The sequence below is a fragment of the Thermoactinomyces sp. CICC 10522 genome (genome assembly GCF_016055075.1).
In the GTDB taxonomy this organism is placed as follows: domain Bacteria; phylum Bacillota; class Bacilli; order Thermoactinomycetales; family Thermoactinomycetaceae; genus Thermoactinomyces_A; species Thermoactinomyces_A daqus.
Map to the genome: position 1 here is coordinate 12,553 of NZ_JAECVY010000008.1, position 13,478 is coordinate 26,030.

Consider the following 13,478-nt stretch of genomic DNA (forward strand, 5'->3'; position numbering starts at 1 on the left):
TTCCTTTCAAAAACAAAAAGACCCTTCATCAGAAGAGTCCCTGTTTGTTGACAAAATCCTGAAACAGGAGTCAGGCCGGGAAGAACCATTCCCTTTATTGACGGATGTCCGCGCGGACGCTGCCTGGCCCTCCATCAAGGTCCGGCCAGACAACGCTCAAGCTGGAGCAGACTGATCTCTTATAGTTTTCCTTTGCGCAATGCAAGGCCGACGCCGCCGAGCAGGAACAGCCAGCGCAAGTCGATCACTTTTTTCATGAAGGCAGCGGAACCGCCGGTCATTTTTTTGTTTCCGACAACACCAATCGCTTCTCTTCTTCCCAAAGAAGCAACTGTACCTTTCGGCTTGTAAACAAACGGCTCTGTAATCTGTCCGCCGCGAATCACTTTCGCTAATTGTTTGCCGAGATATTGGCCTTGTTGTGTCGAAATTTGTGCCGTTGGCGGATAAGGTCTTTCACCGTTAAACACCAAAGAGCTGTCACCGAGGATGAAGACATTTTCGTATCCGGGTGCGCGCAGTTGCTCATCCACTTTCACACGGCCCCGCATGGTTTCAATCCCCGATTCTTCAACCAGTTTGTTGCCCCGAACCCCACCGGTCCAGACAACGGTAGCAGCTTTAATTTCCTGACCGCCTTTGAGGATAACCCCCTCTTTTGTACACTCCTCAATCGGCGTATTGACCAGGAACTCAACCCCTTTTCCTTCCAAATACTTGACGGCATAATCGACAAGCTCTTTGTCAAAGCCCGGAAGAACCGTCGGGGCTGCTTCGACGTTCACGATCCGCACTTTTTCCATCGGAACATCATAGTCGTGGCAGAGTTCAGGCATGCGGTCAACCAGTTCACCTACATATTCGATCCCGGTAAATCCGGCACCGCCGACCACGATGGTAATCAATTCTTCTTTTTTCTCGCTTGCGTAGCGGGAGAACATATACTCCATATGTTCGCGGATCTGGCGCACGGAATTGATGTTGCGGATAAAGAAGGCATTTTCAAGAAGCCCTTTGATCCCGAACGTTTCCGGCGCACTTCCCAAACCGATGACGAGATAATCGTATTTGAGAGGCTCACCGTTTTCAAGCTGAACTTCCTGTTCATTCAGCTTGATCGCTGATACACGGTCTTGAATAAAGTTAATCCGCTTCGTGTTGATTACCGACGGAATCGAGACGCGGGCATGATCTGGATGGGCTGTACCTGCTGCCGGTTCGTGCAATTTGGTCGTAATGTAGTGATACTTATTTTCGTTGACCAGTGTAATTTCGGCTTCATTGTAACCCAGTTCCTTGGCCAGCCCTTTGGCGGTCATCAATCCGCCGTATCCCGCGCCCAGAATAACGACTTTTGGTACACTCATCGCTGATCACATCCATCTAACTAATATTGATTGCTTTATCACAATCTGGGGGAACCAAGCACCTTCGCTCTTATTGAATGATACCAATGATTATGATATGATTTTCACGAACTTTTGGCAAGTCCTTTTCTTTGTTCACATTTTATCCACTTCTTTTGCCTGTATCCGCCGTGAAGCTAGAAGTTATTTCAAAAAACGGGTGATGGAGGAAGGCAGGAACATCGGTCTGTGTTTGCAGAGTGCCCCAAGATCGAATAGAGTTAGATTGAATTCCAGCAATTTGATTGGGATTTTTTATACACATAAGGTAATATATAAAATATCAACATAAAATCAAGTTTATCTTTTAAGAATTTTCTGGAGGTGGCATCATGACAAACATCGCTCAAAATCCGTCTTCAATCACGGATATTGCCGTGATCGGCGGAGGACCGACAGGTATTTTTGCTGCTTTTTATGCCGGAATGCGCCAATCATCGGTCAAGGTGATTGAAAGTTTGCCGCAACTCGGCGGCCAGCTCTCTGCGCTTTATCCGGAAAAATATATATATGATGTTGCCGGTTTTCCCAAGATTTTAGCGCAAGATCTGGTCAATAACCTGATCGAACAGGCCAACCATTTTAACCCGATTTACTGCCTGGATGAAAAAGTACTGCAAATTAATAAAAAAGAGGAACGCCTGTTTGAGATTGTCACGCAAAAACAAGTCCATCTGGCGAAATCAGTGATCATCACAGCGGGTAACGGGGCCTTTGAACCCCGCAAGCTCAACGTACCCGGTTCAGAACAATATGAACAAAGCAATTTGTTTTATTTCGTGAAGGATAAACAAACCTTCGCGGGCAAAGACGTTTTGATCGCGGGTGGAGGTGATTCAGCCGTCGACTGGGCCCTCATGCTGGAACCGATTGCCAAAAGTGTGACGGTGATCCACCGCCGGGATAAATTCCGCGCCCATGAACACAGTGTAGAATTGATGAAACAATCCCGCGTCCGCATCATCACTCCCAGAGAAATTGAATCTCTTCACGGCAAGGGCCGGATTGAACAAGTGACGATCGTCGACAAGAAATCCGGTGTACGGGAAGAATTGGCCGTCGATGCCGTGATCGTCAGTTTTGGTTTCATCTCGTCATTGGGCCCGATTGTCGAATGGGGGTTGGAGATTGAAAAAGGAGCCATTAAGGTAAATTCCCGGATGGAAACCAACATCCCCGGCATTTACGCAGCCGGCGACATTGCCACTTATCCGGGGAAAGTCAAATTGATCGCCGTCGGTTTCGGCGAAGCCCCCACTGCGGTAAATAACGCAAAACAATATATTGACCCGGATGCCCGCCTTCAACCCGGACACAGTTCCAATCTCAAACTGTAACAATGAAAAGAGTCCCCATCCGCTTAGGCCGGGGACCTTTTAATTTGGTTGTGCATTTCATCGCTGCATGAAAACACCGGAGCAGTGGCAGGTTAAACACAGGAGGTTGAAGAGAAGTCATGCGGAAAATTTCTTATGCCTGCCCCGTTTGCAACGGTTTTTCGGCACTGTCCATTTTATGCCCCAAATGCACGACTCCCTTGATGGATTACGGGCGCTTCAGCGACCTGCTGGGCGATTACAGCCCGTACCGTCCCATTGATGACTTGAAGATGACCGACGGATGGATCGATGTCGCCACCCATCGCTGTCCCCACCATCTGTTCTGTCCCGCCTGCGGTTTTTCCGATGTCGAGATGGTTTCGGAAATAGAAATTTAAATAAAAAACCCGCCTCTTTGTAAACGTGAGACGGGTGTTGGCCCATGCAATCAGCAATCACTTGGTTTTCCGGCATCAGTTGCCGTCCGGAAAGAAGATCCACAGCCGCAAGTAGCGACAGCATTGGGATTTTCAATGCTGAAACCACCGCCCATCAGTGACTCTTTGTAGTCAATGATCGTTCCTTTGAGGTAGGGTTCATTCTCTTTATCAATCAAGGTGCGCACACCATCAAATTCCAATTCGACATCATTTACATGCTTATCTTCATCAAAACCCATGCTGTATGAAAAACCGCTGCACCCTCCATGCTGTACACCGACACGAAGATACAGTTTCTCCGGATTTTCCTGCTCCGCAAGCATTTCCCTTACCTTTAACGCTGCTTGCTTCGTCAATGTGATCATCGGCGATCCCCTCCTTCATTCTTAGTATACAAGGGAATCCGTTGCCGATACAACCGAGCAAACGCGGCGAACATTCAGATCGCTTTAAACATATTGAGGTTTTTGCCCGATTCATCCGGCCGTGTGTGGGTGCGCAAGGGATAAACATTGCTCTTATTCTTCTCCGACCTGGCATTTTCCTGTTCCCATTGGTTGTGCAGCAGATCCAATTCACGACTCAGCTGATAGACCTTCGGATGACTGATCCCCAAGCGAAGTGCAGTTTCCTCCATCCGCTTCCGAACCGCCTCGATCTTGTCCTCCAACGAACGAAACCAGTTCATCCACAACTCCTCCCTTTCCTCAAAACTTGACCCTTGGTTTGTTTTTCTCTAAAGTTAAGCACATTTGTTCGAATTTGCTTACTATTTTCAGTATACAATGACAAAGGTGAAAATGAAAGATGGTATTTTTACAAATTTTTCAAGTAAACCTATTTTTTAGACAACCTGTCTTCCAAGCTCTTGACAATTTACGAAAACCAAAATTATTTTTGTAAAATGATGGGATGCGTTTTCCCATCAATCTCCTTTATACGTTGAAATCCGGCAAATCCGGAGAGCAAAACGCCGTCGCCCATCCCCGAAGCTTGACAGAAAAAGGTGGCACCCCGGCAGGTGTTGGATTCGACAGAGCTCTCGTGCCGTTTTCTATTAACTTCGTTTTGTGATATGATGAAATAGATCATGGCAACTTTTATTTAGAGTATCGAATTTTTCTCAATAAGCACAAACCAAAGCTAAATCGCTTGAATGATACCTGGGCAAAACCGGCCCAAAACATAAAAATCTCCACATCGTGGAGAGGAGGAACTTATGATGTTACTTTCCACCATCACTGACCACGCTCTGGAACCGATCGTGGAAAAGGTTCAAAACGGGGAGCGCCTTACGCTGGAAGACGGTTTAACCCTGTACAATACACCGGATTTGCTGACTGTCGCCCAGCTGGCCAATCTTGTCAACCAGCGAAAAAACGGGGATCGCGTTTATTTTATCCAAAATCTGTACATCAATCCGACAAACGTATGTGAAGCCAAGTGCGCCTTTTGTGCGTTCCGTCGCGACCCGGACGAAGAAGGAGCTTACACCATGTCGCCGGAAGAGCTCCTGGAGTATGTAGAAAAGCGCTACAGTGAGGGAATGCGCGAGTTTCACATCGTGGGTGGTCATAACCACACCGTTCCTTTTGATTACTATCTGAATACGGTATCCATCTTAAAGAAACATTACCCCCATATTACGATCAAAGCTTATACCGCTGCGGAAATCGAATTTTTTTCCCGCCTCTCCGGCCTCTCCATTGAAGAGGTTTTGAAAGAGTTGATGGCTGCCGGTGTGGAATCTCTCACGGGTGGCGGCGCCGAGATTCTGACCGAACGTTACCGGCTGAAAATGAGCCCGGATAAAGCGAGCACAGATCAATATCTGGAAGTTCATCGCATCGCCCACCAGCTGGGGCTAAAAACGCACTGCACGATGCTCTACGGCTCGATCGAGACCCTGGAAGAGCGCCTGATTCATATGATTCGCCTGCGTGAATTGCAGGATGAGACGAATGGATTTTTGGTCTTTATTCCGTTGGCCATGCAGCCGCGCAATGTAAACGCATCGATCAAACGGCGCACGTCCGCGATGGATGATATGCGCACCATTGCCGTCAGCCGGTTGATGATGGATAACTTCCCGCACATCAAGGCATATTTTATCAATATCGGCACCCAACTGGCGCAGCTTGCCACCCAGTTCGGGGCATCCGACCTGCACGGCACCCTTGTAGAAGAGCGAATCAGTCACGCAGCCGGAGCATTAACCCAGCAGGCTCTTACCAAAGACGAACTCATCTGGCTGATCAAAGGGGCGAACCGCACGCCTGTGGAACGGGATACTTTCTATAACCCAATTAAAATCTATGAGTAAGAAAGCAATGCACCGGCTGATCTCCTGTTTTGGGGACTTTTGCAGGCAAAAAAAGCATCCGGCTCAATCCCGGATGCTTTCTTCATTTATAATTGATGTTAAAAGCGAACTTCCGTTTCCTCAATTGCCTTGTAAATGTTTTTCAGCAATTCCTCAGCCGTATCCCCGGTAATCAGTTCCCCGTTGACCAAGGCATAAGGTCCGCTTGCACAAATTCCGCAGTTGCCGAGGCAACCGTATTCAAGCACATCAATTTCCGGATCGGCTTCCAGTTTCTTTTTAATTTCCAAAACATCATCCGTCAAATTGTTAAGACAAAATTCCACCAACGGGAACATCTATCTTCACTCCATTATTGGCCTAACTGATCTACATAGCCATTATACATCGACTCTTTTATTTTGCCCAATCGCAAAAAAAGAGGTTCTTTTTTTCTTCAAAAAAACAAAAAGGCTCCGGCATAATGCGGAAGCCTTTTATCATTTATGATCCGATCTGCACCGCACCCCGCTCTTCGATGATGCGGACAATCTCTTTCAGTTTGGGATTTCCTTCAGCCACTATCTGTTCAGCGATCACGACCACCGGATACCACAGATCCTCATCGATCACTTTGCGGGAAAATGCTGCTTCTTCTTCGGTTTGCGGGTTAAAGATGTCGATATAGCGGACACTCACTTGCTCACCGTACTTGCGTCCCAGTGCCGCCCGCAGCCAGGTGGCCGTTTCGCGGGAAGACGGGAGATTGACACAGCTTGCGCACAACTCCTTCGCACCGTAAACAAGCACTTCGATCGGTTTCATGTTTCTTCCCCTCCTGACATCAGCTTAAAGCTTGATCCAGGTCGGTCAGCAGGTCCTCTATATCTTCCACCCCGACGGAAATGCGGATCAACCCATCCGTAATTCCCAGCCTCTCTCTTTTCTCAACCGGAATAGAAGCGTGGGTCATGCGGGCGGGAACCGAAATCAAACTTTCCACGGCTCCCAAACTTTCTGCGAGGGTGAAGAGTTTGGTTCTCTCCAACACTTGCTCTGCCAGTTCAGCACTGCCCACGTCAAACGAAATCATTCCGCCAAATCCTCTGGCCTGTTTAGCGGCAATCTCATGGCCGGGATGGGTGGCAAGCCCGGGATAATACACTTTCTTCACACGCTCATGATCAGCCAGCCATTCCGCAATCCTGCGGGCATTCGCCTCATGCTGTTTCATGCGCAGCCCCAGTGTGCGGATTCCCCGGATCAACAGCCAGGAATCTTGCGGACCCAAAACCCCGCCGATCGAGTTTTGCAGAAAATGGATCTCCTCGCCAAGGCTCTCCTCTTTGGTGACAGCGATGCCCGCCACAACATCGCTGTGACCGCCGAGATATTTGGTCGCGCTGTGCACAACGATATCGGCTCCCAATTCAAGCGGATTTTGCCAATAAGGGGTTAAAAAGGTGTTATCCACAATCAAAAGGAGCCCATTTTGCCGGCAAATGCCGGAGATCGCGGTAATGTCGCTTACTTTGAGCAGCGGATTGCTCGGGGTTTCCATATAGACTGCTTTTGTTTCCGGACGGATCGCCGCTTCAATCGCTTCCAAATTGCTGGTGTCAACAAAGGTGGCTTCCAGCCCCATCCGGTTAAAGACGCGGGTCAAAACGCGGAACGTTCCACCGTAAACATCATCTCCGACGACGAGGTGATCTCCTTGATGAAAGAGGGAAAGAACAGTGGAAATAGCCGCCATTCCCGATGAAAACGCCAATCCGCGCGCACCGTTTTCCAGTTCGGCCATCAATTGTTCAAGCGCGGCCCGGGTTGGATTGCCCGTCCGGGAGTATTCGTAGCCCGCGTGTTCACCCACGCGTTTTTGTTTATAAGTGGAAACTTGGTAGATCGGAACACTGACGGCACCTGTATGCGGATCGCCAAAAGTGCCCCCGTGAATCAGTTTGGTATCGATTTTCATTGTATCATACACCGCCTTGGTAAATTTTTTTGCTCAGATAGCGTTCACTGCTGTCGGGGAAAATGACCGCGATTCTGGTTCCCGGTTCCGCTTTTTCCGCCTCTTTGAGCGCAGCATAGCAGGCAGCGCCGGACGAACTTCCGACAAGCAAGCCTTCCTTTCGCGCCAATTCTTTCACCAGCGCAAACGCATCTTCATCTTTTACAGTATACACCTCATCTATTAATTGTCGATCGAAATACTCGGGAAAAAGCTCCATGCCGATTCCTTCGGTTTTATGCGGACCCGGCTCTCCTCCTGCGATAATTGATCCTTCCGGTTCGACAATGACCGCTCTCAACTGCGGGTTTTTCTCTTTGAGATAACGTGCCGCCCCCATAAATGTTCCGGCTGAACCCGCACCGGCAATAAAGATGTCAATCTTCCCGTCCGTCTGTTCCCAAATTTCCGGTCCCGTGCTTTGGTAATGGGCCCGGGGATTGGCCGGATTGCTGAATTGTTGGGGGCACCATGCTCCCGGAATTTCTTGTTCCAATTCCAGCGCCTTTTTGATCGCGCCTTTCATTCCTTCTTCCGTCGGCGTATTGATTACCTTTGCTCCCAAAGCGCGCATCAATTCCTGCTTTTCTTCAGAAAACTTCTCCGGAACAACAAAAATCGTTTTGTATTCCGTTCCGACAGCAGCCATGGCCAAGCCGATTCCCGTATTGCCTGCTGTCGGCTCAATGATGGTTCCGCCCGGTTTCAATTTCCCGGTGCGCACCCCTTCCTCAATCAAAGCGATTCCCAAACGGTCCTTCACGCTTCCGCCGGGATTAAAGTATTCTAATTTCGCATACAGCTCTACCTGTTCCGGAATGCCCATGCGCTGAATTCGCACCAACGGGGTGTTCCCAATCAATTCCTTAACATCTTCGTATCTATTTTTCATCGCTTATTCTCCTTTGACAAGATAGTCAAACAGGCTGAAGAAAAGCACCAAATTCATCTTAGCAATTTTTGTTTCCAAATTAAAGGTAAAATCGCTGGCAACCCGCTCTCCGGGAAATAACCATTGATTTTTTCGATAAAAAAACCTACAATGAACTTGACTTCCTGCTTTTACTTCCTTTTGATAAGGATTTCTACCCTGTAAAAAGAAAGGGGTTCTCAGCATGTCTGTACAAGAACGCGTACAAGAAGTATTAGATAAATTGCGTCCTTACATTCAACGTGACGGCGGCGATGTGGAATTGGTTGAAGTCGAAGACGGCATCGTTCGTGTCCGCCTGCTCGGTGCATGCGGAAGTTGCCCCAGTTCGACGATCACATTGAAAGCCGGCATTGAACGGGCCTTGATGGAAGAAATTCCGGAGGTCCGTGAAGTGGAACAGGTGCTTTAATCCTGATCATCCCTTTTCCGAAGATGGAAGAGGGATTTTTTATTGGTTAAAAATTGTTAATAAAAATTCCAAATATAAATGTTTCAATTTAATAGACTTATCTTTATAATGTTGAATATAAATCGACATAAAGGAAGTGATGTTTTTGAATTACGCTGCTCTTCGGCGATACGCCCGCGAGTCCTTGCGCGGAACCTGGGGCTCTGCTGCAGGAGTGACCCTTCTGTTTCTGATTTTGGTCGGACCTCTCAGTTATATCCCTTTCTGGGGTATTTTTATGTCCGGCACCATCACGATCGGCTATACCTTATTCATATTAAAAAAGGTTCGCGGCCAACACGCCGAATTGGGCGATCTGTTTTCGCAATTTAAAAGCGGCCTTTATCTGAAAAGTGTTGGCGCAAGCCTGCTCACTGCCATCTATACTTTTTTATGGACATTACTTTTCGTTATTCCAGGGATCATCAAGAGCTATTCCTACTCCATGACCTATTTCATCTTGCTGGATCATCCGGAATATACGGTAAATGAAGCAATTACCAAAAGCCGGGAAATCATGGACGGGCACAAAGCAAAATTATTTGTGCTGCAACTCACTTTCCTGGGATGGTTTCTTTTATGCAGTATTGTCCCCTTTGGTTTTATCGGCTTTTTTTGGCTGATTCCTTATTACAATGCGGCAAAAGCCCATTTCTATCTGAAAATTACGGGCCAAGCCCGGGAAGAATCCCCTGTACATACAAACATCCCATCCGCCGGATAATTCCCGGCCCGGATGGGATGTTTTTTATCTCATCAAGTTGAAAACAATCTTCCTTCCAGCGCTGCGATGTATCTTTCCGCCGATTTTTGCACGGATTGATTGGCGTTCCGGAGAACAACGCGATGGAACGCATTGTATATACGGTCAAACTTCAGACCGGCCACTTTCTCCGCTATCTCTGCCACTTTTCGGGCCGGAAGGGGGATCAGATTGGGGAAGCTGTACATAAAGCTGACCCATTGGCGGTCGGCAACCACTGTAATTATGTCCCCGGTAAGCAGGATTCCTTTTCCGGCATTGCCAGTCTCCCAATGAAGAACAGCGCCTCCCTTGAAATGCCCGCCAAGACGATGAAGAGTCATCCCTTCTGACAGCTGCAAAGATTCCCCTGTCCAGAATTGGATATAATCGCTGGGGCGCATCACCCATTCTTTATCATCTGTATGGATATAGATCGGAGCGTCGAACGTTTCAGCCCACTCCACCATTGTCGAATAGTAATGGGGATGAGACAGGGCAATCGCCTGAACGCCACCCAATTTCTTCACTTCTGCCACCGTTTTTTCATCCAGGTAAGCAATGCAATCCCAGAGAACATTAAAACCTTGATTTTGCACGAGATAGGTCGTTTGCCCGATGGCAAATCGGGGGTTGGTCGTAATGCTGTACAAACCTTCTTCATCGTGGATGATCTCGTTGTGATATCGTCCGCTTTTTCGCATCATCTCCAAAGTGGTCCAGGTTTGCCCGTCAGGATGGACATATTGGCGCTCCTCGTCACAGATTGCACATCTTGCGGGCGGTTCAGTTGTTGGCGGATATTGAGTCCCGCAAGTGTTGCAAATAAAAGCCTGCATCCTGCGTCCCCCTTTTTGAGGAATTTTATAAGAGAAGGGATAATTCCCTTTCGACATCGCGCAGAGAATGATCCCTTCTCAGATGATTATTCGTTATAAAGATGGCATGCCACAAAGTGGTTGGGCTGTGCTTCTTTCCACTGCGGGATCTCTTTCGCACAAATCTCCATCGCTTTGGGGCAACGGGTGCGGAAACGGCAACCGCTTGGCGGATTGATCGGGCTTGGGACATCTCCTTCAAGAATGATGCGTTCCCGCGTTTTCGCCGTTTTCGGATCGGGAATCGGCACGGCGGAAAGAAGTGCTTCGGTGTAGGGATGAAGCGGATTCTCATACAGTTCGTCACTGCCCGCCAATTCCACCAGATTTCCGAGATACATCACGCCTACCCGGTCGGAAATATATTTCACCATGGATAAATCATGGGCAATAAACAAGTAGGTCAGTCCTTGTTCTTTTTGCAATTTTTTCATCAAGTTCACTACTTGTGCCTGAATGGAGACGTCCAGAGCGGAAATCGGTTCATCGGCTATGATAAACTCCGGTTCCACTGCCAGCGCGCGGGCGATGCCAATCCGTTGCCGCTGCCCTCCACTGAACTCGTGAGGAAAGCGATCGGCATGTTCTTCGTTCAGCCCGACCACTTTGAGCAGTTCGATCACGCGTTTGCGGCGCTCCTCTCCACTGGCCAACCCGTGAATGTCAATTCCTTCCGCGATGATATCCATCACCGTCATGCGCGGATTGAGGGAGGCATAGGGATCCTGGAAAATCATCTGCATCTGGCGGTTAAATGCTCTTAACTCCTGACCTTTTAACTCATGAACATTTTTTCCTTTAAACTCGACTGAACCGTCAGTCACACCGTACAACCGGATCAACGTGCGCCCGATGGTTGATTTGCCGCAACCCGATTCCCCTACCAGACCGAGCGTTTCGCCACGGTAAACATCAAAGGTAACTCCGTCAACCGCTTGAACAACTTGTCCTCCGCCGACAACAAAGTGTTTTTTCAGGTTTTTGACGGAGAGGATCACTTCTTTGTCCTGTGTTTCGGTTTTACTCATCTTTCGTCCCCCCTACTGCTGCCACAGGCGGCTTCACATCCGGCGCCATCGGGTGCTCAAGCCAGCAGGCAACTTGATGCGTCGAAGAAATATCGGTCCGCTCCGGCATTTGTTCCTTACAAATTTTCATGGCATATTTGCAGCGAGCCGCAAACGGGCATCCCTTCGGGGGTGAAATCAAGTCAGGGGGCGATCCCGGAATCGGGAGCAGCTCCTGGTCGCTTCTCAAATCGAGACGTGGCATCGAACCCAACAATCCCCATGTATACGGATGGCGCGGGTTATAAAAAATTTCGTCCAGTTTTCCTGTTTCAATCACAATGCCCGCATACATGACGACAACCCGGTCAGCGATATCGGCCACGACACCCAAATCGTGTGTGATCAAAATAATCGCAGTTCCCGTCTTTTTCTGCAACTCTTTCATCAAGTCAATAATTTGCGCTTGGATGGTCACATCGAGCGCCGTCGTCGGTTCGTCAGCGATCAAAATTTTCGGCTGACAGGCCAGCGCGATCGCGATCATCGCCCGCTGCCTCATCCCTCCGGAAAACTGGTGAGGATATTGCGCAAGCCTTGATTCCGGGCTGGGAATGCCGACAAGGCGCAACATTTCAATCGCTTTGTTCCTTGCTTCGGCTTTGCTCATTTTTTGGTGTCTGACCAGTCCTTCGATGATTTGTGCCCCTACCGTCATGGTCGGATTGAGCGAAGTCATCGGGTCCTGAAAAATCATCGCGATCTCTTTCCCGCGAATTTTTTCCATCTGTTTTTCTGTCGCCTTGGCCAAATCGTCTCCTTCAAACAAAATTTCCCCTTCTTTGATAAAGCCCGGCGGATTGGGAATCAGGCGCATAATCGTCTGCGAGGTTACGCTTTTGCCGCAACCGGACTCCCCGACGATGGCCAATGTTTCCCCCTTCTCAAGATCAAAAGTGACACCGCGCACCGCTTTTACTTCGCCGTTATACGTCTTAAAGGAAACGTGCAGATCACGCACTTCCAACAATTTGCTCATCCTCATTCACCCCCTATTTGCGCATCCGCGGATCAAGTGCATCTCTCAGACCATCTCCGACCAGGTTGAAGGCCAGCATGATCAAACAGAGAATCGCGGCCGGATAAAACAATTGGTATGGGTAAATCTGCAGATAGTTATAACCATCAAACACCAGCGATCCCAGACTGGCTTGCGGCGGACGAATTCCCAGGCCGATCATGCTCAAGAACGCTTCAAAGAAGATCGCCGACGGAATGGCAAATGTTACTGCCACGATAATCGGCCCCATCACATTGGGAATCAGGTGCTTGAACAGTATGCGGCGATGTCCGGCTCCCAGTGTGCGGGCTGCCAACACATACTCCTGTGACTTCAGCTTCATGATCTGTGCGCGCACCACACGGGCCATCGGAACCCACCCGGTGATCGACAGCGCCACCGCAATCGGTACTATTCCCGGATCGAAAACCAACAACATCAAGGTAACGACAATCAGGTTGGGAATGGAATACAAGATCTCAATAATCCGTTGCAAAATATCATCGACCCTGCCCCCGAAATAACCGGAGATACTGCCGATCGTCACCCCGATGCACAAGTCAATCAAGGCAGCCAACAGTGCGATGAGCAGGGAGACTTGCGCCCCGTGCCAAGTACGCTGCCACAGGTCCCGGCCCAAGTTGTCCGTACCGAAATAATGGTCACCTATATGCTCCTGATTGGAGATCGTCAAATTATTTGTATGGTCGTCATACTTATTCATCATCGGGCCAAAAATAGCAAAAAAAACAATGAGTGCTAGAACAATCAGGCCGGCCATCGCTCCCGGATTGGTGCGAAAGCGACGCCACGCATCTTTCCAGAAGCCCATCCGCTCCCGCAGGATTCGCTCCTCCGCCCCAGCTTCACTGGCTACCGGCTCAAACAGCTCCGGCGACAATTCTTTTGCTGCGTTTGCGCTCAT

The 13,478-nt window shown here is 48.8% G+C and carries 16 protein-coding genes; 5 read left to right on the forward strand and 11 right to left on the reverse strand.

Annotated features, from left to right (window positions below):
- Nucleotides 1-179: 179 nt before the first annotated feature.
- On the reverse strand, nucleotides 180-1,367 hold the full coding sequence (locus I8U18_RS11765) for an NAD(P)/FAD-dependent oxidoreductase (RefSeq protein ID WP_033099462.1): 1,188 nt from the start codon (nucleotides 1,365-1,367) through the stop codon (nucleotides 180-182).
- Nucleotides 1,368-1,738: 371 nt separating this feature from the next.
- On the opposite strand from I8U18_RS11765, the gene I8U18_RS11770 reads away from it, so the two are divergent.
- Nucleotides 1,739-2,743, forward strand: coding sequence for an NAD(P)/FAD-dependent oxidoreductase (locus I8U18_RS11770; RefSeq protein WP_033099463.1), 1,005 nt, complete (start codon nucleotides 1,739-1,741; stop codon nucleotides 2,741-2,743).
- A 119-nt stretch (nucleotides 2,744-2,862) separates the two neighbouring features.
- The gene (locus tag I8U18_RS11775; protein ID WP_232331071.1) at nucleotides 2,863-3,123 is read left to right on the forward strand and encodes a hypothetical protein; all 261 of its coding nucleotides are present in this window, start codon (nucleotides 2,863-2,865) and stop codon (nucleotides 3,121-3,123) included.
- 50 nt (nucleotides 3,124-3,173) lie between these two features.
- Here I8U18_RS11775 and I8U18_RS11780 read toward each other — a convergent pair whose 3' ends face one another.
- Entirely contained in the window at nucleotides 3,174-3,530 is a 357-nt protein-coding gene (locus tag I8U18_RS11780; RefSeq protein ID WP_033099464.1) for a HesB/IscA family protein, read from the reverse strand.
- A gap of 74 nt (nucleotides 3,531-3,604) precedes the next feature.
- On the reverse strand, nucleotides 3,605-3,853 hold the full coding sequence (locus I8U18_RS11785; RefSeq protein WP_198056043.1) for an aspartyl-phosphate phosphatase Spo0E family protein: 249 nt from the start codon (nucleotides 3,851-3,853) through the stop codon (nucleotides 3,605-3,607).
- A 534-nt stretch (nucleotides 3,854-4,387) separates the two neighbouring features.
- On the opposite strand from I8U18_RS11785, the gene mqnE reads away from it, so the two are divergent.
- Nucleotides 4,388-5,488 carry an aminofutalosine synthase MqnE gene (gene mqnE / locus I8U18_RS11790; RefSeq protein ID WP_033099467.1) on the forward strand — a complete coding sequence of 367 codons (1,101 nt, stop codon included), beginning with the start codon at nucleotides 4,388-4,390 and terminating at the stop codon, nucleotides 5,486-5,488.
- 98 nt (nucleotides 5,489-5,586) lie between these two features.
- Here the strand turns inward: mqnE and I8U18_RS11795 are convergent, their stop codons facing one another.
- The 4 genes from I8U18_RS11795 to cysK form a co-directional block, all read right to left on the reverse strand.
- Complete coding sequence (locus tag I8U18_RS11795; protein WP_033099468.1) at nucleotides 5,587-5,826, reverse strand: DUF1450 domain-containing protein; 240 nt, start codon at nucleotides 5,824-5,826, stop codon at nucleotides 5,587-5,589.
- A 145-nt stretch (nucleotides 5,827-5,971) separates the two neighbouring features.
- The gene (locus I8U18_RS11800) at nucleotides 5,972-6,292 is read right to left on the reverse strand and encodes a YuzD family protein (protein ID WP_198056044.1); all 321 of its coding nucleotides are present in this window, start codon (nucleotides 6,290-6,292) and stop codon (nucleotides 5,972-5,974) included.
- Between the two features lie 19 nt (nucleotides 6,293-6,311).
- Nucleotides 6,312-7,445, reverse strand: a complete 1,134-nt coding sequence (locus tag I8U18_RS11805; RefSeq protein ID WP_033099470.1) for a bifunctional cystathionine gamma-lyase/homocysteine desulfhydrase — start codon at nucleotides 7,443-7,445, stop codon at nucleotides 6,312-6,314.
- Between the two features lie 4 nt (nucleotides 7,446-7,449).
- Complete coding sequence (cysK, locus tag I8U18_RS11810; protein WP_198056045.1) at nucleotides 7,450-8,376, reverse strand: cysteine synthase A; 927 nt, start codon at nucleotides 8,374-8,376, stop codon at nucleotides 7,450-7,452.
- A 223-nt stretch (nucleotides 8,377-8,599) separates the two neighbouring features.
- Here cysK and I8U18_RS11815 point away from each other — a divergent pair, with 223 nt between their 5' ends.
- Together I8U18_RS11815 and I8U18_RS11820 are read left to right on the forward strand one after the other, a co-directional pair.
- Nucleotides 8,600-8,827: a NifU family protein gene (locus I8U18_RS11815; RefSeq protein ID WP_033099472.1), complete on the forward strand. Its 228-nt coding sequence runs from the start codon at nucleotides 8,600-8,602 to the stop codon at nucleotides 8,825-8,827.
- 145 nt (nucleotides 8,828-8,972) lie between these two features.
- On the forward strand, nucleotides 8,973-9,590 hold the full coding sequence (locus I8U18_RS11820) for a DUF975 family protein (protein ID WP_232331070.1): 618 nt from the start codon (nucleotides 8,973-8,975) through the stop codon (nucleotides 9,588-9,590).
- Nucleotides 9,591-9,622: 32 nt separating this feature from the next.
- Here the strand turns inward: I8U18_RS11820 and I8U18_RS11825 are convergent, their stop codons facing one another.
- From I8U18_RS11825 to I8U18_RS11840, 4 genes are all read right to left on the reverse strand, one after another.
- Complete coding sequence (locus I8U18_RS11825; RefSeq protein WP_033099474.1) at nucleotides 9,623-10,447, reverse strand: MBL fold metallo-hydrolase; 825 nt, start codon at nucleotides 10,445-10,447, stop codon at nucleotides 9,623-9,625.
- A gap of 86 nt (nucleotides 10,448-10,533) precedes the next feature.
- The gene (locus I8U18_RS11830; protein ID WP_033099475.1) at nucleotides 10,534-11,514 is read right to left on the reverse strand and encodes an ABC transporter ATP-binding protein; all 981 of its coding nucleotides are present in this window, start codon (nucleotides 11,512-11,514) and stop codon (nucleotides 10,534-10,536) included.
- On the reverse strand, nucleotides 11,507-12,532 hold the full coding sequence (locus tag I8U18_RS11835; protein WP_198056047.1) for an ABC transporter ATP-binding protein: 1,026 nt from the start codon (nucleotides 12,530-12,532) through the stop codon (nucleotides 11,507-11,509). The genes I8U18_RS11830 and I8U18_RS11835 overlap by 8 nt, the downstream gene beginning before the upstream one ends.
- A 13-nt stretch (nucleotides 12,533-12,545) precedes the next feature.
- Entirely contained in the window at nucleotides 12,546-13,478 is a 933-nt protein-coding gene (locus I8U18_RS11840) for an ABC transporter permease (RefSeq protein ID WP_198056048.1), read from the reverse strand.

Bases quoted from the DNA above. Each gene is read 5' to 3' on its own strand.
- cysK (WP_198056045.1), bottom strand. From the start codon at position 8,376: ATGAAAAATAGATACGAAGATGTTAAGGAATTGATTGGGAACACCCCG.
- I8U18_RS11770 (WP_033099463.1), top strand. From the start codon at position 1,739: ATGACAAACATCGCTCAAAATCCGTCTTCAATCACGGATATTGCCGTG.
- I8U18_RS11800 (WP_198056044.1), bottom strand. From the start codon at position 6,292: ATGAAACCGATCGAAGTGCTTGTTTACGGTGCGAAGGAGTTGTGCGCA.
- I8U18_RS11780 (WP_033099464.1), bottom strand. From the start codon at position 3,530: ATGATCACATTGACGAAGCAAGCAGCGTTAAAGGTAAGGGAAATGCTT.
- I8U18_RS11835 (WP_198056047.1), bottom strand. From the start codon at position 12,532: ATGAGCAAATTGTTGGAAGTGCGTGATCTGCACGTTTCCTTTAAGACG.
- I8U18_RS11775 (WP_232331071.1), top strand. From the start codon at position 2,863: ATGCGGAAAATTTCTTATGCCTGCCCCGTTTGCAACGGTTTTTCGGCA.
- I8U18_RS11840 (WP_198056048.1), bottom strand. From the start codon at position 13,478: ATGAGCGCAAACGCAGCAAAAGAATTGTCGCCGGAGCTGTTTGAGCCG.
- I8U18_RS11765 (WP_033099462.1), bottom strand. From the start codon at position 1,367: ATGAGTGTACCAAAAGTCGTTATTCTGGGCGCGGGATACGGCGGATTG.
- I8U18_RS11815 (WP_033099472.1), top strand. From the start codon at position 8,600: ATGTCTGTACAAGAACGCGTACAAGAAGTATTAGATAAATTGCGTCCT.
- I8U18_RS11795 (WP_033099468.1), bottom strand. From the start codon at position 5,826: ATGTTCCCGTTGGTGGAATTTTGTCTTAACAATTTGACGGATGATGTT.
- I8U18_RS11825 (WP_033099474.1), bottom strand. From the start codon at position 10,447: ATGCAGGCTTTTATTTGCAACACTTGCGGGACTCAATATCCGCCAACA.
- I8U18_RS11830 (WP_033099475.1), bottom strand. From the start codon at position 11,514: ATGAGTAAAACCGAAACACAGGACAAAGAAGTGATCCTCTCCGTCAAA.
- mqnE (WP_033099467.1), top strand. From the start codon at position 4,388: ATGTTACTTTCCACCATCACTGACCACGCTCTGGAACCGATCGTGGAA.
- I8U18_RS11785 (WP_198056043.1), bottom strand. From the start codon at position 3,853: ATGAACTGGTTTCGTTCGTTGGAGGACAAGATCGAGGCGGTTCGGAAG.
- I8U18_RS11805 (WP_033099470.1), bottom strand. From the start codon at position 7,445: ATGAAAATCGATACCAAACTGATTCACGGGGGCACTTTTGGCGATCCG.